The organism is Acinetobacter sichuanensis (genome assembly GCF_003024515.2).
GTDB lineage: Bacteria > Pseudomonadota > Gammaproteobacteria > Pseudomonadales > Moraxellaceae > Acinetobacter > Acinetobacter sichuanensis.
In genome coordinates this window covers 32,987-52,145 of sequence record NZ_PYIX02000006.1, presented here as the reverse complement: position 1 = coordinate 52,145, position 19,159 = coordinate 32,987, and the positions used below count along the sequence as shown (strand labels likewise).

General features: G+C 36.4%; 19 protein-coding genes. 14 read left to right on the top strand and 5 right to left on the bottom strand.

Annotated elements, in window-relative coordinates; genetic code table 11:
• Nucleotides 1-50: 50 nt before the first annotated feature.
• The 5 genes from C9E89_RS05805 (at nucleotide 51) to C9E89_RS05785 (ending at nucleotide 5,779) form a co-directional block, all read left to right on the top strand.
• The gene (locus C9E89_RS05805) at nucleotides 51-1,940 is read left to right on the top strand and encodes a M48 family metalloprotease (RefSeq protein WP_107007425.1); all 1,890 of its coding nucleotides are present in this window, start codon (nucleotides 51-53) and stop codon (nucleotides 1,938-1,940) included.
• Between the two features lie 169 nt (nucleotides 1,941-2,109).
• Nucleotides 2,110-2,793: a hypothetical protein gene (locus tag C9E89_RS05800; RefSeq protein WP_107007321.1), complete on the top strand. Its 684-nt coding sequence runs from the start codon at nucleotides 2,110-2,112 to the stop codon at nucleotides 2,791-2,793.
• Between the two features lie 15 nt (nucleotides 2,794-2,808).
• Nucleotides 2,809-3,780, top strand: coding sequence for a 2-hydroxyacid dehydrogenase (locus C9E89_RS05795; RefSeq protein WP_107007320.1), 972 nt, complete (start codon nucleotides 2,809-2,811; stop codon nucleotides 3,778-3,780).
• A gap of 88 nt (nucleotides 3,781-3,868) precedes the next feature.
• Nucleotides 3,869-5,308 carry a M48 family metalloprotease gene (locus C9E89_RS05790; protein WP_228198988.1) on the top strand — a complete coding sequence of 480 codons (1,440 nt, stop codon included), beginning with the start codon at nucleotides 3,869-3,871 and terminating at the stop codon, nucleotides 5,306-5,308.
• A gap of 111 nt (nucleotides 5,309-5,419) precedes the next feature.
• A complete protein-coding gene (locus tag C9E89_RS05785) occupies nucleotides 5,420-5,779 on the top strand; it encodes a hypothetical protein (protein WP_107007318.1) in 360 nt (119 codons plus the stop codon).
• A 121-nt stretch (nucleotides 5,780-5,900) separates the two neighbouring features.
• Here the strand turns inward: C9E89_RS05785 and C9E89_RS05780 are convergent, their stop codons facing one another.
• Nucleotides 5,901-6,347 carry a GatB/YqeY domain-containing protein gene (locus C9E89_RS05780; protein ID WP_107007317.1) on the bottom strand — a complete coding sequence of 149 codons (447 nt, stop codon included), beginning with the start codon at nucleotides 6,345-6,347 and terminating at the stop codon, nucleotides 5,901-5,903.
• A gap of 38 nt (nucleotides 6,348-6,385) precedes the next feature.
• Nucleotides 6,386-6,601 (bottom strand): 30S ribosomal protein S21, encoded by a 216-nt coding sequence (rpsU, locus tag C9E89_RS05775; protein ID WP_001136722.1) that lies wholly within the window; start codon nucleotides 6,599-6,601, stop codon nucleotides 6,386-6,388.
• Between the two features lie 146 nt (nucleotides 6,602-6,747).
• Between rpsU and tsaD the strand changes: the two genes are divergently transcribed.
• From tsaD to C9E89_RS05755, 4 genes are all read left to right on the top strand, one after another.
• Entirely contained in the window at nucleotides 6,748-7,773 is a 1,026-nt protein-coding gene (gene tsaD, locus C9E89_RS05770; RefSeq protein ID WP_107007316.1) for a tRNA (adenosine(37)-N6)-threonylcarbamoyltransferase complex transferase subunit TsaD, read from the top strand.
• 206 nt (nucleotides 7,774-7,979) lie between these two features.
• On the top strand, nucleotides 7,980-8,723 hold the full coding sequence (locus tag C9E89_RS05765; protein WP_107007315.1) for an MFS transporter: 744 nt from the start codon (nucleotides 7,980-7,982) through the stop codon (nucleotides 8,721-8,723).
• A 6-nt stretch (nucleotides 8,724-8,729) separates the two neighbouring features.
• On the top strand, nucleotides 8,730-9,404 hold the full coding sequence (locus C9E89_RS05760; RefSeq protein ID WP_171405082.1) for a hypothetical protein: 675 nt from the start codon (nucleotides 8,730-8,732) through the stop codon (nucleotides 9,402-9,404).
• Between the two features lie 200 nt (nucleotides 9,405-9,604).
• Nucleotides 9,605-9,982 carry a winged helix-turn-helix transcriptional regulator gene (locus C9E89_RS05755; RefSeq protein WP_107007313.1) on the top strand — a complete coding sequence of 126 codons (378 nt, stop codon included), beginning with the start codon at nucleotides 9,605-9,607 and terminating at the stop codon, nucleotides 9,980-9,982.
• Nucleotides 9,983-10,218: 236 nt separating this feature from the next.
• On the opposite strand, the gene C9E89_RS05750 is transcribed toward C9E89_RS05755, so the two are convergent.
• A complete protein-coding gene (locus tag C9E89_RS05750) occupies nucleotides 10,219-10,404 on the bottom strand; it encodes a hypothetical protein (protein ID WP_107007312.1) in 186 nt (61 codons plus the stop codon).
• Between the two features lie 20 nt (nucleotides 10,405-10,424).
• Nucleotides 10,425-11,015, bottom strand: coding sequence for a peptide chain release factor H (gene prfH / locus C9E89_RS05745; RefSeq protein ID WP_107007311.1), 591 nt, complete (start codon nucleotides 11,013-11,015; stop codon nucleotides 10,425-10,427).
• A gap of 301 nt (nucleotides 11,016-11,316) precedes the next feature.
• Here prfH and cgtA point away from each other — a divergent pair, with 301 nt between their 5' ends.
• The 4 genes from cgtA to C9E89_RS05725 all read left to right on the top strand — a co-directional run bounded on the left by cgtA (nucleotide 11,317) and on the right by C9E89_RS05725 (nucleotide 16,307).
• A complete protein-coding gene (cgtA, locus tag C9E89_RS05740; RefSeq protein WP_107007310.1) occupies nucleotides 11,317-12,534 on the top strand; it encodes an Obg family GTPase CgtA in 1,218 nt (405 codons plus the stop codon).
• Nucleotides 12,535-12,591: 57 nt separating this feature from the next.
• Entirely contained in the window at nucleotides 12,592-13,725 is a 1,134-nt protein-coding gene (gene proB / locus C9E89_RS05735) for a glutamate 5-kinase (protein WP_107007309.1), read from the top strand.
• Nucleotides 13,726-14,303: 578 nt separating this feature from the next.
• Nucleotides 14,304-15,131, top strand: coding sequence for an SDR family oxidoreductase (locus C9E89_RS05730; RefSeq protein WP_107007308.1), 828 nt, complete (start codon nucleotides 14,304-14,306; stop codon nucleotides 15,129-15,131).
• Between the two features lie 231 nt (nucleotides 15,132-15,362).
• A complete protein-coding gene (locus tag C9E89_RS05725) occupies nucleotides 15,363-16,307 on the top strand; it encodes a LysR substrate-binding domain-containing protein (protein WP_107007307.1) in 945 nt (314 codons plus the stop codon).
• Nucleotides 16,308-16,311: 4 nt separating this feature from the next.
• On the opposite strand, the gene C9E89_RS05720 is transcribed toward C9E89_RS05725, so the two are convergent.
• Entirely contained in the window at nucleotides 16,312-16,932 is a 621-nt protein-coding gene (locus C9E89_RS05720; RefSeq protein WP_107007306.1) for a TetR/AcrR family transcriptional regulator, read from the bottom strand.
• Between the two features lie 350 nt (nucleotides 16,933-17,282).
• Between C9E89_RS05720 and C9E89_RS05715 the strand changes: the two genes are divergently transcribed.
• Nucleotides 17,283-19,064: an acyl-CoA dehydrogenase C-terminal domain-containing protein gene (locus C9E89_RS05715; protein WP_107007305.1), complete on the top strand. Its 1,782-nt coding sequence runs from the start codon at nucleotides 17,283-17,285 to the stop codon at nucleotides 19,062-19,064.
• Nucleotides 19,065-19,159 lie beyond the last annotated feature (95 nt).

Sequence of the window (19,159 nt, the reverse complement as noted above, 5' to 3'; positions counted from 1 at the left end):
GTGATGCTTATTGAGATCCATAGCCTAACAATGTAATGAGGATGTTTACATTGAAAGATGTCAGTCATTATTTAATAAAAAACAAAAATATACTGTGGTCTGCCAGTATTTGTTCAGTTGCTGTACTGATTACAATTTTTATTTTAAATACTGTACTCGGTTTATTGGTTCATTATATTAACCCTTTAGAGTCTATTTTTTGGCATACATTTAGTCCATTGTGTGTTGGGGCTTTATTGGTTGTTATTTTAGGGTCAATTATTTATGAATTTTATGTGTTTCGAGAAGGTGGACATTCTCTTGCTAAACAATTAAAAGCACGCCGTTTAAGTTTGATTGAAAGTACGCCTGAAGAAAATGTGGCGTTAAAAATTACAGAAAAATTAGCACAAAATTTTGATATTGATTTGCCCAGTATTTATGTCTTACCTGATGAGGTGGGAGTCAATGCTTTAACAGCAGGTTTGCATCCACGAGATACGGTGATTATTTTAACGTGGGGAGCTTTACAAAACTTAGATGAGCTAGAGCTTTATGGCTTGTTAGGGCATGAATTTAATCAAATTTTATCGGGTGAAGCGAAGGAAAATACCCGTTTGAAAATTTTGTATAGTGGTTTAACTTCTTTTAGTCAATTAGGAAGTAAAATTGCGAAGCAAGGGTTTAGTGTTTACGAAAAAGGACGACGTCATAAATTTGAGACCAGTTTCGTTGCGATTGGCGGTGTGATTTGGCTGATTGGCAGTATGGGGATTTTAATTTCTCGTTTAATTAAATATTTTACGCTGGGCGGACGTACTTTTTATAATGATTATAAAGCAAAACGTTTGATGTTAAATAATGCCAATATACAAACTTTATTGCGGATTTATGTGCATCATGCGGGTTCTCAGATTCATAGTGAATATTCTGAGTCCATTGCTCATATGTGTTTTGCTAACTCATTAAGCCCACAAAGTTGGTTGAATATTCATCCAAGTATTGAAGATCGTATTTATGAGTTAAATCCAACATTATTGCAAGATTTACAAATAGAAAATTTAAAAAAATTACGCAGTCAACCTCTTTTTGTATTAATGCGCCCTTTAGAGGAGTTGAGCGCAGAAAGTTATACACCGTGGATTTCGCCGCAACCTTTACCTTTGATGCGTTTATCACCGATTAGTTTTGCATTAAACGACGCAATCAAGCCACTAAATTCAGAAGTTAGGCGACAAATGCAACGTCCTGATTTATTACAGCGAGCGATGCAAACTTCGACAGGGTCTCGTGAGGTCATGGTTGCGATTCTCATGATTCGCCAATATCGAGAGTTTATTCCTTCAACGGCAGAGGTGAGTCGCGCGATTGTAGATTCATTATTGAACTTAGATGGTCGTGTTCATATTCAAATTTTTCACGATGCTTGTGCAAATTTGGGCAATATGCCTGCCACAAGCGCACGTCAGTTTGTCACTAAATTGGCTAAAATTATTCAAGAAGATGGTGAAATAGGTTTGCTAGATGCTTTGCTGATTGAGCGTGTAAAAGCTGAATTGCATTTATTGCCGATGCATACGCCATCTTCTTTAGAAACAGTAAAGCCGCAAATTGTGCGTTTAATTGATGCTTTACTACATGTGCAGCAAATTAATAGTGAAAATCAATTAGAAGTTCGATATGACATTTTACAACGTGTTTTAACTCGGGAAGAATTGGAATTATTTCGTGAAATTTCAGATGAGCCAATTGATTTAAGTGAAATTTTAAATGATATTGCAGGCTTATTATTAAGAGATCGTTTGAGTATTTTGGGTGTTGCAGAAGTTTGTTTGTGGCATGATCGCATTATTACTCAAGATGAGTTAGATGTTTTAGAATTATTGTATTGGCGTTTAGGTTTTGAAACTGAAGAAATTGTGGATCAAATGCAAAAGAAAAATAGCATCATGATTATTTAGAATGTATCTAAAATCAATCTAGATTTGATATGGTTTATTTTCACTTAATAATACATTGAATTCTATGGGTAAAATGCTTTGTTGTTTTAATGAGCGGACGAAGAGAAATCACAGCAAAAATATGCAAAGCTCGGTAGAATATGTGCTGAATTAAAGATTGAATAATGTGATGAATGTAAACGTGCAGGAACATCAGCGAAATATTTTAGCTGCTCTTGGAATAGATCTGTGGATTCCAAAGCACGGTGTGCCTGTGCGCCAATATCCAAAGACTTTATATCGAGACACTGCTGCAAAAGAAATCATTTCAGATGTGCAGTTTAAAGTTGAGCCAGAGCACATTGAGCAAGTTAAGCAAAAAGAGCCAGTTCAAAATAAAATTTTAAATGTTCCAGAACATAGCGTTTCACGAGCGATTACACCTGAAGTCGCTGAGCCTGTGCTTGTACCACAACAAGACACGATTGTAGAAAGTAAAGTTGAGCCTTTCCAGTTACAAGCTTTTTGTTTAGAAAGCTGTGTAATTGTCGTAGATGCTACTCATATACAAGCAGAACAACAGCAACTTTGGATGAATATTCAAAATGCGATGAGTGGGGAATACTTTGAATTAAAATGGCCATTTCCACTGACACAATTTCAAGATGGACGCGGCGCTCAAATTTATATACAAGGTTTTTTAGCTGCTTTGAAACAAGATAAAGTGATTTTAACACTTGGCTCTATTGGCTATTTACAGAATGATGAGAGTATCCAATTAGCCAGTTTAGCGGAAATGTTAGCACAACCTTTGCTAAAACGCCGTTTGTGGGGTTTTATGCAAAGTAAGGCAAAGATGAATAATATTGACTAGGCGCAGGGAAGTACGATGCAAAAAAAAGTTGTGGTATTTAGTAAAATTGATGCAGATATTTTAAGTAAGTTAGAAGCGCAATATCAAGTTTTTGTCATTAATCCTAAGATGGGCGATGTCAATGAGCAAATTCGTCAACATGTCGTGGATGCCGATGCAATGATTGGTGCAGGGCGTTTGTTAAATGAAAGCAATTTAGCACCTGCACAACAATTAAAAATTATTTCATCGGTCAGTGTGGGATATGATAATTATGACCTTAACTATTTAAATCAAAAGAAAATTTGGCTGAGTAATACACCCCATGTGTTAACAGAAACAACAGCAGATTTGGCATTTACATTATTAATGAGTGCAGCACGTAAAGTGCCTAGTTTAGATCAATGGACAAAACAAGGTCAGTGGACACGTACAGTGGGCTCAGCTCAATTTGGACAGGATATTTTTGGTAAAACACTGGGGATTATTGGCTTAGGGAATATTGGTGCGGCAATTGCTCGTCGTGGTTTTTATGGTTTTAATATGAATATTTTATACCATAATCGCCGTGAAAAACTAGAATTGGCTCAGCCGTTAAATGCACAATACAGCAGTTTAAAAGATTTATTGCAACAATCTGATTTTGTGATCGTTGCTGTGGATTTAAATGCACAATCAAAAGCGCTTATTGGTGCAGAAGAGTTTGATTTAATGCAAAAACATGCTGTATTTGTCAATATTTCACGTGGTTCAGTTGTAGATGAAAATGCTTTGATCATAGCCTTAAAGCAACAGAAAATTTTTGCAGCAGGTTTAGATGTTTATCAAAAAGAACCTTTACAAAGCTCTGAATTATTTGAATTAGATAATGTTGTGACAATGCCACATGTTGGATCGGCAACAGAAGAAACCCGTCAAAAAATGGTTTATTTAGCCTATCAAAATCTAGTTGAGGCTTTAGAGGGGCGAGTACCACATTATGTTGTTAATGAGAAATTTGGACTTTAGAAAGTAGTTTAAAAACTGCTACATTTTGTCTCGAATTTGTTCAAGATCCAATGCTATAGTGATGAAAAGTATTGATTAGAGCATGGTATTGAAAAAGATTTTGTTGATATTAGGGATAAGTATCAGTTGTCTTGTACAGGCGACTGAAAACTTTTATCCCACCACTGCGCCAAAGTTTGAAGTTCCTGAAATTGGTAGTGGTGTGGGCTTAATTGATCAACAAAAAGAAAAGATGATTGGTGAGAAAGTTTATCGCCAAGTTCAACATCAAATGCCAATCGTGCAAGATCCATGGCTTGAAGACCAATTTATGTTGGTATTTTCTAAAATTTTAAGCCAAACACAAGTAGGAACGCCTATAGGGCTTGTCATTGTTAAAGATCCGCAAATTAATGCGTTTGCTGTACCTGGTGGGTTATTTGCACTGAATACAGGAATGGTAACATCCTCAAAAAGTATGGATGAGGTTGTTGGTGTCATGGCACATGAGATTGCACATGTGACACAACGTCATTATAGTCGTTCTCAAGAGGCTTTTAAGGGGCAAGGTTTACTGGCTCTAGCAGGCATTATTGTGGGTGCAGCAATTGCATCTCAGGCTGATGGTGATGTTGGTACGGCGGTGATGTTAGGTACACAAGCTGCATTACTTGACAAGCAACTCAGTTATAGCCGAAATCAAGAACGTGAAGCAGACCGTATAGGAATGCAATTTATGTATGGTGCTGGCTATAATCCTGAGAGTATGGCTGACTTTTTTGAAACAATGCATCGTTCAACAAGTCGTTTAAGTTTTCTACCAGATTTTTGGTTTACGCATCCACTCACAACTGAACGTATGAGCGAAGCCCGTTTACGTGCCCAACAATTTCCACGTGTACCATTTAATCAGCATCAACAGGACTTTGAGATTATTAAATGGTATACCGCAGCAATTTCAGATCAAGCCACACAGCAACAACTTGATAGTTTAGTACAGCAAAAAAGTTATGCAGGCTTATTGGCTGCGAGCGCCTATCATTTAAAACAAGGAGATTATGGAAAGTCGCAAAATTATTTAAATGCGGCAAGCGCTATAGATGCTGATCATAGCTTATTACATTTACTTCAAGCAGATATTTATTTAGGTCAAAATAAATTAGAAGATGCATATAATGCTGTTATTAGCAAACAACGGATCATGCCTGAAAACCGTGCTTTGGGTTATAAACTTGCTGAAGTGTATATTCGCCAGAACAAAGGTAAAGAGGCAGAAAGCTTGATCAATCGTTTTGTCAGTAAAAATAAAATGGATGTTTTAGGTTGGCAACTTTTACAACAAGCCGCAAATCTTGATAAAAATAATCCAATGCGCACAGTCAATGTTTTACGTTACCGTTCTGAAGCGCAATATTGGTCAGGTGATGAGGAAAATGCGATTAAATCTCTTTTGCATGCACAGCGTTTGGCTAAAGAAAATAATGCGATGAGTTCACGTATTGAAGCGCGTTTAAAAGTCATGCAGGATGAGCAAAAAATGCGTATATAATGCTATATAATTTTATTGAATATTCACTTTGTAACAAATATAAATATCTATTTTCAATAGAAAAAGTTAGGCTTAGCACTAATGTAATTTTTCAATTTTTGAAGTATGTTTATGAAAAAAATAATGACTGTAATTGTATTGCTAGGTTGTATACAAAATGCAGTTGCAGCTGCAACAGACCGTTATGTACGAGATGTGGAAAAAATATCAACACAATATACGAGTCAAATGAAGTCTTTTTTAAGAAGTTTAGATCCGCAAATTACCGCATTTAATGCACAACAACAAGTTCAGTATTGCGCTATAGTTAAACAATATGTAGACGATATGTATAAAACAACAGATGAAAACCGTGCGAATTTACCACCATCATATATGTCTATCACAAAACAAGATATTATTTCTAAGGTAAATACTTCACCAGAAATGCAAATTGTGAAAAAGTATAATATTCAGTGTGATTTAAAATAGAAAATGATTGCTAGAAGGTTTTGGGCTATTTAATTGCTAATATTATTTCATTGCAAAATAACGATTTTGAAGTGAATTAAATAGACCAAATCAAACAAAAAAGATTTTTAAATATAAGTACTTAAGCCAGTTTCGCTTTAATTTTTGCAGAAACCTGTGCAGGATCGGCACGTCCGGCTATGATCGGACGTAGAGAATTCATCACCTTACCCATATCTTTCATGCTAGTAGCACCTTGCGCTTCAATTGTTTGCGCAATGAGAGAATCAAGCTCGTCCTCTGACATAGCTTCAGGTAGAAACTGAGATAAAACCTCAATTTCGGCTTGTTCTTTACTAGCTAAATCTTCGCGATTAGCGCCCAAAAAGGCTTTAATCGACTCTTTGCGTTGTTTGATTTGCTTTTCAATGACCGCAAGAACCTGAGTATCATCAAGCTCAATGCGCTCATCGACTTCGATTTGCTTGATTGCTGCCTGTAGACCACGAATTACCGTTAACTTATCCATTTCTTTAGCGCGCATAGCGGCTTTTAAAACGTCAGTGATTTGGTTTTTTAAAGTAGTCATTAATTTTGTCCAGTCAGTCAATCATTCACAAATAAATCTTAGTAAAGGCGAGTAGTACGTACTGATTCACGCGCCAATTTCTTTTGGTAACGCTTAACAGCAGCAGCTTTTTTACGTTTACGTTCTTGAGTAGGTTTTTCGTAGAATTCACGTTTACGAACGTCAGCAAGAACACCTGCTTTTTCGCATGAACGTTTGAAACGACGGATAGCTACGTCTACTGGTTCGCCTTCTTTCAATTTAACTTGTGGCATGAAGAATCCTCATTGGTTTATGGATAAGATCTAGGGCTAAATTACCCTTGATCACAAGTGAAGGTCAGTATTTTACTCATTTACATCTCATATCACAAGTCTATAATAGCTTCAGCAATATTTTGATACGGGTAAAAGGCAGTTTAATGATCGTTCTTGGCTTAGAAACTTCCTGTGATGAAACAGGATTGGCGCTGTATGACAGTGAAGTTGGCTTAAGAGGACAGGTACTTTATAGTCAAATTAAACTGCATGCAGAATATGGCGGTGTTGTACCTGAACTTGCTTCACGTGATCATGTACGTAAACTCATTCCATTGATTAATCAATTGCTTGAACAAAGCGATGTGAAAAAGTCTGAGATTGATGCAATCGCATATACACGTGGTCCAGGTCTAATGGGTGCGCTGATGACAGGGGCTTTATTTGGGCGAACTTTAGCTTTTGCTTTAAATAAACCTGCAATTGGTGTGCATCACATGGAAGGTCATATGTTGGCGCCATTATTATCAGCACAGCCACCAAAATTTCCTTTCGTCGCTTTGTTGGTTTCAGGTGGTCATACCCAACTCATGGCTGCGCATAGCATTGGTGAGTATGAAATTTTAGGCGAGTCTATTGATGATGCAGCTGGTGAAGCTTTTGATAAAGTTGCAAAAATGTTGAAACTTCCTTATCCAGGCGGTCCAAATATTTCTAAATTGGCAGAACAGGGAAATAAAGATGCTTTTGCATTTCCGCGTCCCATGTTGCATCAAGGTTTAGAATTTTCTTTTAGCGGTTTAAAAACAGCAGTATCTGTGCAGTTAAAAAAATTAGAAACGGAGCTTGAGCAAGGTGAAAACCGCGATGCTGATATCGCAGCTTCATTTCAAGAAGCATTAGTAGATACTTTAGTGAAAAAATCAGTCAAAGCATTAAAGCAAACTGGTTTGAAGACACTTGTCATTGCAGGTGGTGTAAGTGCAAATAAGCGTTTACGCGAGCGTTTAGAAGCTGATTTGGCGAAAATTAAAGCTACAGTTTATTATGCTGAACCTGCTTTATGTACTGATAATGGCGCAATGATTGCATTTGCAGGTTATCAGCGTTTAAAAGCAGGGCAAAAAGATGGATTGTCTGTGACGACAACACCTCGTTGGCCGATGACAGAATTGACAAAACCTGAATAAATTCAGATTGATAAAGAAGAGGCTTTTGCCTCTTTTTTTTATGTGTGATCGAAATAACAACGGTATTTTTATTATTGCTGAATTAAAATGATGAAAAATAGCATGATTTGTGAACAAATGGACATTTACCACACATAAAAAAACGTTAAAAACATCACATAAACGCTAGAATGTTGGAAAACAAATATTAAGTTTAAGGAAGAATTTTGCAAACGAAACATGTATTGGGTGGATTACTCTTTATTATTTTTGCTGCGTTATGTGGTGTATTGATTGCGATTTGGGTATTTAAGCATTTTAATATCTATATTCCACTTGAAAATCAATCTGTAAATATTGATTTAAAAGAACCTTTGCAAGCAAAAGTTAAAATCCATGATGCTTTAAATGTGGATGTTTCTGGTCGTGTAAATGCTGAAATTCCAATCAATGAAAAACTAAATTTACCTGTCACTCAAACTTTAACACCACATGTTTATTTTGATAACCAAGTCCCTATTCAAACGGTTATTCCTGTAAAAGAAGTGTTAAAAGTCGACCAAAATATGCCAATCGATACGAAAGTACAGGTGAGGGTCTTAGGGAAAGATATTACTTTGCCATTAAAGGGGATTATTCCAATAAAAATAGATGTTCCGATTGATTTGCAAGTACCGTTAAATCAAAGAGTTCATTTGAAATTTGATGCGCCTGTACGCACAGTTTTAAAACAAAATTTAAATATCCCTTTAAATGCAACATTGAAAACGAATATTCCAATCCAAGGTCATTTAAATGTACCAATTAAATCGACTTTGGATGCAACAGTAGATGTAAAAAACACTTTACCTGTTAAAATTCAAAAAGGTGATTTGAAAATTCCTTTAAATAGCATTCGTTTATCTAAAAATGAACAGACCCCTGAACTGCATTCAGACGCTTCTAAACCTGCATCACAGGCGCAGGAGTAATGTATGATTTTTAATTCTGTACGTACACTGATCTTGAGCTTTATTCTGGTTGTATTGTTGGTTGCAGTATTGTTTTGGTTATATTTGAATGTTCAAGCTTCTTTGCAAGTTTCAGCACACAATGCCGAAATTCAGTTATCTGATTCATTGCCAACACAAATTCATGTCGGGAATTATTTAGAAACTCAAGCAATAGGGAGGTTGGATACAGAGTTAAATATTGATCGTCAGCTTAATTTGCCTTTAGAAGGGCGTTATTTGGCAGATTTAAGTTTTGTGGTGGAAACACCAATTTCTGTAGATATTGATTATGATACCGTGGTAAAAATTAATACGGTGATGCCTTTAGATACAAGTACAGATTTAGTGTATCAAAGTAAATTGTTGCCCAAATTTCCGATAAAAGTTGATATTCCTGTGTCTTTAGAGGTGCCATTTCAACTCAAAAGAACCTATCAATTGCCTATCAAAATTATGTTTAGTGGTACGGTTATCTTTGAGTTTAATGAAATGTTAAATTTATATGTAAAACATAAGTTTAAGCCTGTATTAAATATCAATGATCCGATGACAATGAAGAAAATTGCGAAGTTTAATGCCACGATGTATAACGATAAGCGTCAGTCATTGGCTGATTTAGACTTGCAAATTGATTTACCAATAAAAAATATTCATCCTTAAATATTAGAAAAGTCATCATTAAAAGCGTAGATTTTAATATTTTGATGATGGCTTTTTTGTTTTTTAAGATGACATACTCAAAAGATAATATGTTTAATCATGGTGATTTTTTAAACTTGATGCTACTATTATTATGATTAAACTTACTTAATGTAAGTAGATGCATAAAAGTAAGCTATTTACGATAAAGAGAAAATTCAATGAGCACTTATGCACTCACGCATCTGATTGGTCACGTTTTATCAAGTGAATGTCCTTCACGTGAAATTTTGGAACATTTGACAAGTAAATGGTCGGTTTTAGTGCTGCGTTGCTTAAGTACAGGTGTCCATCGTTTTAGTGAGATTCGAAAAAAAATTGAAGGAATCAGTGAGAAAATGCTCGCTCAAACTTTGAAAACGTTAGAGCGAGATGGTTTTATTTTAAGAACGGTTTATCCTGAAGTACCGCCCAGAGTGGAATATCAACTGACTTTTTTAGGGGCACAAGCAGCAGAAAAATTAAATTACCTATTGGACTGGATTGAGAGAAATTTACCTGAAATTTTAGCCAATAAACAAGCTCTAGATAAGTCTTAATTACAACAATAATCAATCATTTAGAAAATAAGGTATTTGAATTAGGTGTAGAACTTATTGAAGCTATTAATCAACGCAATTTTAATGTATGAAAGCAAAAAATTACTTTGTTTAAAGTCAAAATACTTCAAGGATGAATTTTTCAATAATGTGTTTCAATGACTATTTTACTTTGAAAAGTGCATAGACTCCGTCGTTTCAGATAATGTTTTTGTGGCAAAGTATTAGGGAATTGCTTAATTGCTTTTATTGAGCGGTGGAAGTTGGATATGGGAAATTTTAGTTAAGCTTTGTTTGATAAGAGAAAATCTATAAAGAATTCCAAGTTGGGTTAAAATTAAAATGTCATCTAAGCTTTGAATAGGTGCAATGGCTAAAATTTCACTCTCTAAACTTTCAAGATAATATTGTTTTTGTTGCATGTATTTCCTAAATGAGTATTTTACTTTTTAAAGCTTCGAACGGCATTTCCTCGTTCTACTAAAGCGTGTTGTAAATGCTGTGCTTGTTTATGATTTGCTTGTTGATTTTCTAATTGTTGCTGTAACTTTAAGGCAATTAATTCTTTTGCTAAGCGTTTATTGGCGTGTTGACTGCGTTCAGACATAACTTTGACACTGATACCTGAGGCAATATGTGTGGCATGAATGGCAGAATCTGTTGTATTCACATGTTGTCCGCCTGCACCAGAAGCACGGCAAGCTTGGAAAATAATCGTATCATCAGCAGGAAGTTGTTGTGGTGTGGCAAATTGGCTAATGCCAACAAACCAGTTTTTACGTTTATGATTGGGACGAATTTTACTCTGAAACGTCCATTGAATCGTTCCTAACCACATGTTAAGCCAAGGTTGTGTACTGTCATCAATATTGATTAATACGGAAGAGTAACCATGTTTGGTTTCATTGGATTCAATAATTTCAAACTTAATATTCTGATTTTTCGATTCTTTTTGCATTTCTTGCAGGGTGTATTTTACTGCGAGTTCACATTCTGCGGGTCCAAGCGCAGCACTGATTTGGACAATAGACAATAGAGAGTTCCTTTGAAATAGCATATTCATTGTTAAAGTTTTGCAGATTTTATAATTTAACTTTATAAACTACAAATGATGGAATGAAACAAAATGTTGATGAAAAGAAATAATCGGTAAAATTTGCCTAGCCTGATTTTAGATTGATATAAAAGTCTTATTTTTCATGAAAATTTATGCATGGTTTTTAGAAAATCAACAAAATAAAGCAAATTTCATGTAATGCTGAAGAATACTATTCGAGAATTTTTTCAAAATATGGCAGAATATGCGGTTTTAAAGTATTTAGAGGATTGGCAGCATGCGCTTTGTTGATGAAGCAGTCATTACCGTAGAGGCTGGCGACGGTGGCAATGGCGTAGCCAGTTTTCGCCGTGAAAAGTTTGTACCCTTTGGTGGTCCAGACGGTGGTGATGGTGGTCGTGGTGGTAGTGTATTAATCGAAGCCGACGACAATACCAGTACCTTAGTAGATTACCGTTATACCCGTAAATTTCGTGCTGAGCGTGGTAAAAATGGTGCTGGCGCAAACTGTGCTGGTCGTGGCGGTGAAACCGTTATTTTAAAAGTTCCTGTAGGTACCACAATTGTAGATACCGAGTCAGGCGATATTATTGGTGACCTTATTGAAAGTGGTCAAAAAGTCCTTGTTGCTCAAGGTGGTGATGGTGGTTTAGGAAATACACATTTCAAATCATCAACGAACCGCTCTCCACGTAAATGCACACATGGCATCAAAGGCGAATTTCGTGAAATTCGTTTAGAGCTTAAAGTGCTTGCTGATGTTGGCTTACTGGGTATGCCAAATGCGGGTAAATCAACCTTTATTCGTGCTGTTTCAGCGGCAAAACCAAAAGTTGCAGATTATCCATTTACCACGATGGTGCCAAATCTGGGTGTGGTAGATGCTGACAGTCACCGTTCATTTGTCATGGCAGATATTCCAGGATTAATTGAAGGTGCAGCAGAAGGTGCAGGTTTAGGAATTCGTTTCTTAAAACATTTAGCACGTACTCGTATTCTTTTACATATTGTTGATGTACAACCAATTGATGGGTCTGACCCAGCATATAATGCTAAAGCAATTTTGGAAGAATTAAAAAAATTCTCACCAACTTTAGCAAAATTACCAATCGTGTTAGTGCTCAATAAAATTGACCAACTTGCAGAAGAAACTCGTGAAGAATGGTGTCAACATATTCTGGATGAGCTTAAGTGGGATGGTCCTGTATTTAGAACTTCGGGCTTAATGTCTGAAGGCACAAAACCTGTTGTGTATTACCTCATGGATCAGATTGAGCAACAACGTGAGCGTGAACTTGAAGATCCAGAGTACGCAGCAGAAGTTAAAGCATTCCGTGATCAGCTTGAAGCTGAAACACGTGAACAAACCATCGCAGCAAAAGAAGCTTATCGTGAAATGCGTCGTCAACAACGCCTAGCGGGTATGTTGGAAGAGGATGACGAAGAAGACGATGATGGTGATGATGGGGAAATGGAAGTGTACTACGTACGCTAATTTCTAAAAAAGATATTGAGGGCAATATCTGCTTAGAACATCAAGACTGAGGACAAGATGATAGAAGTGGTAGATGGGCAACGTCAGCTCAAGGCTTTAAAACGGATAGTTGTTAAAATCGGATCATCATTACTCACAGCAAATGGGCAAGGTTTAGATTTGAATGCAATTTCGCATTGGGCGAAACAAATTGCAGATCTACACAATGCTGGGCACGAAATTATTTTGGTGTCATCAGGTGCTGTGGCTGAAGGTATGGTTCGTATGAAGCTAGAGAACCGACCCACCGATCTACCCAGTCTGCAAGCTTGTGCTGCCATTGGTCAAATGGGCTTGATCCAAACATGGTCAAGTGTTTTGGAAAATCATTCCATTCAAACAGCACAAGTGTTATTGACTCATGATGACTTGGCGGATCGTCGTCGTTATCTAAACTCGTGTGATGCTTTGCAAAATTTGATTGATTGGCGTGTGATTCCAGTTATTAATGAAAATGATACGGTTTCTACCGATGAAATTCGTTTTGGTGATAATGACACGCTTGCGGCAATGGTTGCAGGGCAGGTACATGCTGACTTATTGATTATTTTGACTGATCAGCAAGGTATGTTTGACTCAGACCCTCGCTCAAATCCAAATGCAAAACTGTTCGATACTGTTCGCGCAATGGATGAGTCATTATTTGATATGGCTGGCGGTGGTGGTAAGTTTGGTCGTGGTGGTATGTTGACCAAGGTGCGTGCTGCTCGCTTAGCTGCGAAATCAGGTTGCCCAACACTCATTGCAAGCGGTGAAAGTGACAATGTTTTGGCTCGTTTAATGTCAGGTGAGCTTTTAGGTACATTGTTTATTACTGATGATGATCGTGTTACTGCACATCAGCAGTGGTTGGCAGCGCATTTACAAACAGCAGGGCGTTTAGTGATTGATGATGGTGCAGTAAAAGCCATCAAAGACAACCACCGTAGTTTGTTGCCTGTGGGTGTGAAAGCAGTTGAAGGGCATTTTGATCGTGGCGATGTGGTTGAATGTGTGGATACGCAAGGACATCGAATTGCAGTTGGACGCGTCAATTTCAGTTCGCGTTCTGCCGAAATTGTCAAAGGTCTAGCCTCTGATAAAGTGCATCAAGTACTAGGTGAAGCTCGTTCTTTGGAAATGATTCACCGCAACCACATGGCAATTTATTAATTATCCAAGATCCAATAGATAACTGAAAACCTCGCTTTGGCGAGGTTTTTTTTAACTGTAATATTCGTTCGTTAAATTTATTATGTGAAATAATACCATTTGATTAAAGTTAGATAATATAAATTATGGGTTTGCACAGACACAACATACTTTGAAAGGTTTAAATTGCTTTGCGTAGTCAATGCTCACTTTTCAAGGATGAAAAGTGACAAAAATCCTTTGTTGAGTACAAGCTAAGTCCCTTTACCTGTGCTCAACGGCGACATCCATGTCGCCTCACGATAACATCACCACGTTTAAATCAATTTATGCAGAAAAGAAAAGCGACTAACTTATATATTATATAAAGTTAATTTAACAGATTGGTATAAAAACAATCCTTTTGAGCTTGGCTGTATGAATAGAAAAATAAAAAGACATTTTTTTGTGAATTATACAATTTATTTAACTGACTCTTGAGTTTCATTAAATTGGTCATTTTGTTAAGGAAAAAATCACTTTGGCAGATTTGATCCTATGGATGATCATTTTTATACAGTACATTCAAGAGGTAAAAAAATAATGAATTGAGGAAAATTATGTCATTACAAGGAAAAACAGTATTTATTACAGGTGCAAGTCGTGGAATTGGGCGAGAAATTGCATTACGTGTTGCACAAGATGGTGCAAATGTTGTGATTGCTGCTAAATCAACAGAAGAACATCCAAAACTTGGTGGCTCAATTTATACAGTAGCAAAAGAAGTAGAGGCGATAGGCGGAAAAGCTTTAGCGATACAAGTCGATGTACGTGATCAAAATAATGTTGCACAAGCAATGAAACAAGCTGCTGAACATTTTGGTGGTATTGACATTGTGATTAATAATGCAGGTGCGATTAAGCTATCTGGCGTAGAAATGTTAGACCCTAATCGGTTTGATTTGATGTATCAAATTAATACACGTGCAGTATTGGTTTGTAGTCAAGCTGCTTTACCTTATTTGAAGAAAAGTGAAAATCCTCATATTTTAAATTTATCACCTCCTTTAAATTTAGATGAAAAATGGTTTGCGAGTTATGCGCCTTATACCATTACCAAATACGGCATGAGTATGTTAACTGTGGGAATGAATCAAGAATTTGCTCATTATGGTATTAGTGTAAATTCTTTATGGCCAAGAACGATAATCTCGACTGCGGCAGTTGAATTTTCTTTGGGTGGAAAGGCGCTATTTAGTCGAGCGCGTAAACCAAATATTATGGCAGATGCAGCTTATCAAATTTTAATCAGTCAACAACGTAGTATTACGGGGCGTTTAATGATTGATGAAGAAATTTTACGTGAGTCAGGTGTCTGTGATTTTTCAAATTATCGTTATGCAGATTCAGAAGATGAATTAATGGTGGATTTATTTGTTGCTGAATAAGCTGAAATGATCGTTGGTGTATAAATTAGCGTACAGATGAAGGGTACAGTGCTAGGTGTACCCTTTTTATTTTGAAATAAAAATGAACAAATACACGCAAAAAATATTTTAAAAGATGAAGAATACGTTTTAGCATTGGAAAGTGACGAAAAAAAGTAGATCATAGACTTGCCCATAAATGGTCGTGGCAGGTTTTTTCTTAAGTCAAAATAAAAGGTGAGATTGAAATTCGTGTTTGAACTGGATTGTAAGTTACTCAGTATTTTTTATTATATTTATAAATTTAAAAGCGTCTCTTTGGCTGCGGATCATTTAGAAATGAGTCAGCCAACGGTGAGTAACATCCTGAATAAAATACGTTTGCATTATAACGATCCTTTATTTTTGCGTATTGGTAATGAAATGGTGCCAACGGAGTTGTCTAAACAACTTTATCCTTTGGTAAGTGAAGCTCTGAGCAAAGTTGAAATTATTAATAATTTTAGTGTTGATTTTGATCAATCTGCATCTCAACAACAATTTACGATTGCCATGACGGATGTATCGCATTTAGTACTATTGCCTAAAATTTCACAATACTTAAAGGCACATGCACCACATGTCAAACTGAATGTTAGAGCCATTACTTCTGAAACCAGTTATCAAATGGCAAATGGTGAAATTGATTTAGCAATCGGTTTTTTGCCTCATTTAGAAAATGGTTTTTATCAACAAAAACTCTTTGAACAGTTTTATGTTGTGATTGCATCAAAAGATCATCCTCGTTTAAGTGAGCAAAAAATTACAGTTGAGCAATATTTGAGTGAATCACATATTGATATTGATGCAGGCGTTGGGCATTACCATATTGCCAATGAGCTCTTAAATTTAGATTTAAAACGTAATGTTTTAATGCGAATTCCAAGTTATTTAGGTGTGGGTTTGGTTGTGCAAGACACAGACTCTATCGCAACAGTGCCTTATTATTTGAGTCAGGTTCTATTATCACGTGGTAATTTGCAAATTTTACCTGCACCAATTTCATTTCCAACGTACTCGATTAAACAGTATTGGCATATGTCTTGCCATCATAAAACCAGTCATCAATGGTTAAGACATATGTGTTATGAAATTTTTAGTCAGGTAAATTCAATGCCATTGCCCAGTCAGTTACTAAATTCAGATCATGATGTTTGATCAATTATTCAGTCTGATGCTCTATATCTGTTAATTTGTCTGGTGTCATAAGTGCTTGATTAACATATAGTTTAATTAGGCGCTCACGTGAGCCAATCGACTTTTGGTAATAGGTTGAATTTAACAGTAGTGAAGCACCATAGGTCACAGTCCAAATATATGATAAATAATCACGAATAGACATAGTGCTGTTTAAGGCTTTGAGGTGTGCGCCAAAGAGATCTTTTAATTCTAAAATACGTTGTTCACGAATATGATAAAGTTCTTCAAATAACTCTTTGAGTTTACGTTCATTATTGGTTAAACGTTCTTCAATCACATGCAATAAAATCGTGCGATTAGAATTGAGCATATTATAAAGCATGTACTGTGACACATAAACTTTAATATCATGATGATAAGCTTGAGAAATTTCTAATAAGCGCTTTTCATTTAAAATAATCAGCTCTAAATATAGTTGGTTTTTACTTTTAAAATGTTTATAGATGGTGCCTTTGGCAATATCAAGTTCGGCTGCCAACTCTGCAAGCGTAATATCTTGGTTATTATCGAGTAACAATGCTTCTGCCATCGTTAAAATTTTCTCTTTGCGTAAAAGAAAATTTTGTTGGCGTACTGAACTCATTTATTGGTTATCCTAAAATTTATAAACAAGAGTAGCTAAAGTATATCAGTTATTTAAAAAATTCTAGTCAACCAAAGCAGTATAAATGCATAAAAATAAATAAAATAATATTCACAAAATATTTCATGTAAAGCAAAAAGCTAAAAAGTCAAGGAAACTGAACCTTAGAGGTCAAAAAATCTGAAAAACATTTCTATTTAGAGTGAAGTATTTTATTGTTTTTATAGTTAATCAACAGCCTAAACCGATGCTATATCAGTAATCTAGTTGGACGTGATTAAAAAGATTTGTAATTTTAAAAAGCTTCAAGAACTGAATTTGTTCGAAAGTTGAAAGAAAGGATAGCCACAATGCCGATTTACAATGCACCGCTAAAAGACATGGATTTTATTTTAAATGATGTGTTTAAAGCTGAACAATTTTGGCAGGGAAATGAAAATTTAGCCCATTTAGATATGGCAACAGCCAATGCAATTTTAGAGGAAATGGCGAAATTTTCGAAAAATGTGATCCTCGATTTAAACCGTACAGCAGATGAAGAAGGGGGAGCGCAGTTTAATCAAGGTGTGGTGACAACACCAAAAGGCTTTAAAGAAGCATTTCAACAATTTGCAGATGGTGGTTGGATTGGTTTAGGTGCCAATGAAGCGTGGGGCGGTCAAGGCATGCCAAAAATGCTGACTGTCCTTGCCGATGAAATGATTTGGAGTACCAATCCATCCTTTATGTTGTATCCATTGTTGACGGTGGGTGCGGGTATGGCGATTGATCAGGCTGCATCAGAAGAACAAAAAGCCACTTATTTACCGAAATTTTATACAGGCGAATGGTCAGGTACGATGTGTCTGACTGAGCCACATTCTGGGACAGATTTAGGTATTATCAAAACCAAAGCTGAACCTAATAATGATGGTTCTTATAACATCACAGGCACCAAAATCTTTATTACCAGTGGTGAGCATGACCTGTGTGAAAACATTATTCATCTTGTATTAGCAAAAACACCGAATGCACCTGCGGGTTCACGTGGTATTTCGCTCTTTATTGTGCCGAAATTCTTAGTCAATGCAGATGGTTCATTGGGTGAGCGTAATACAGTGGGCGCAGGTTCAATTGAACATAAGATGGGAATCAAAGGTTCAGCGACGTGCGTGATGAATTTTGATGCGGCAAAAGGTTTTCTTGTTGGTGAGGAAAATCAGGGCTTGGCTGCAATGTTTATCATGATGAACTACGAGCGTTTATCTATGGGGATTCAAGGCATCGGTGCTTCCGAATATGCTTACCAAAATGCAGCGCAATATGCGACAGATCGTCTACAAGGGCGTGCAGCGACAGGGGTGAAATCACCTGAAAAACCTGCGGATTCTATTTTGGTACATGGGGATGTGCGCCGTATGTTGTTAAATGTACGTGCTAATAATGAGGCATCTCGTGCATTTGCAGTGTATGTGGGTCAGCAGTTGGACATTACCAAGTTTTCAACCGATGCCGAAGCGGTACGTAAAGCCAATGATCGTGTTGCTTTATTAACCCCGATTGCTAAAGCTTATTTAACTGATAAAGCATTGGATTCAGCTTTGGAAGCACAAATGTGTTTCGGTGGTCATGGTTATATTCGTGAATGGGGCATGGAGCAATGTATCCGTGACTTACGTATTTCACAGATTTATGAAGGTACCAATGGTGTACAGGCGATTGATTTGATTGGTCGTAAAACCATTAAATCGAAAGGTGCATTTATTGCTGAATATATTGCTGAGATTCGTGAGTTTGCAGTATCGATGGATAATAGCCTAAGCATTAAAACGTCAACTTTAGATGTGTGTCAGCAAGTTGAAGTGTTGACTCAGTTTATTATTGAACAAGCTCAAATAAATCCTGATTTCTCTAATGCAGTTGCCGTGGATTATTTACATGCGGTTGGCTTGCTCAGCTATACCTATATGTTTGCACGTATTGCACAAGCGGCACAAAGTAAGCCTGAGGCGTTCTATCAAAATAAATTAGTATTGGCGCAGTATTATGTAGCCAAAGTCCTGCCTGATTTGGCTGCACGTGTGCAACGTATTCAGGCGGGTGCTGAGTTGGTGATGCAGTTGCCTGAAGATTATTTTACAGCGCAGGCGTGATAAGTTTTTTGTAAAAATAGGCTTGCGTAAATTAATTATGATTATAGGTCAGTTATAAAATAAGTATTGAAAATTCCTTATCTTGCGCCATATAT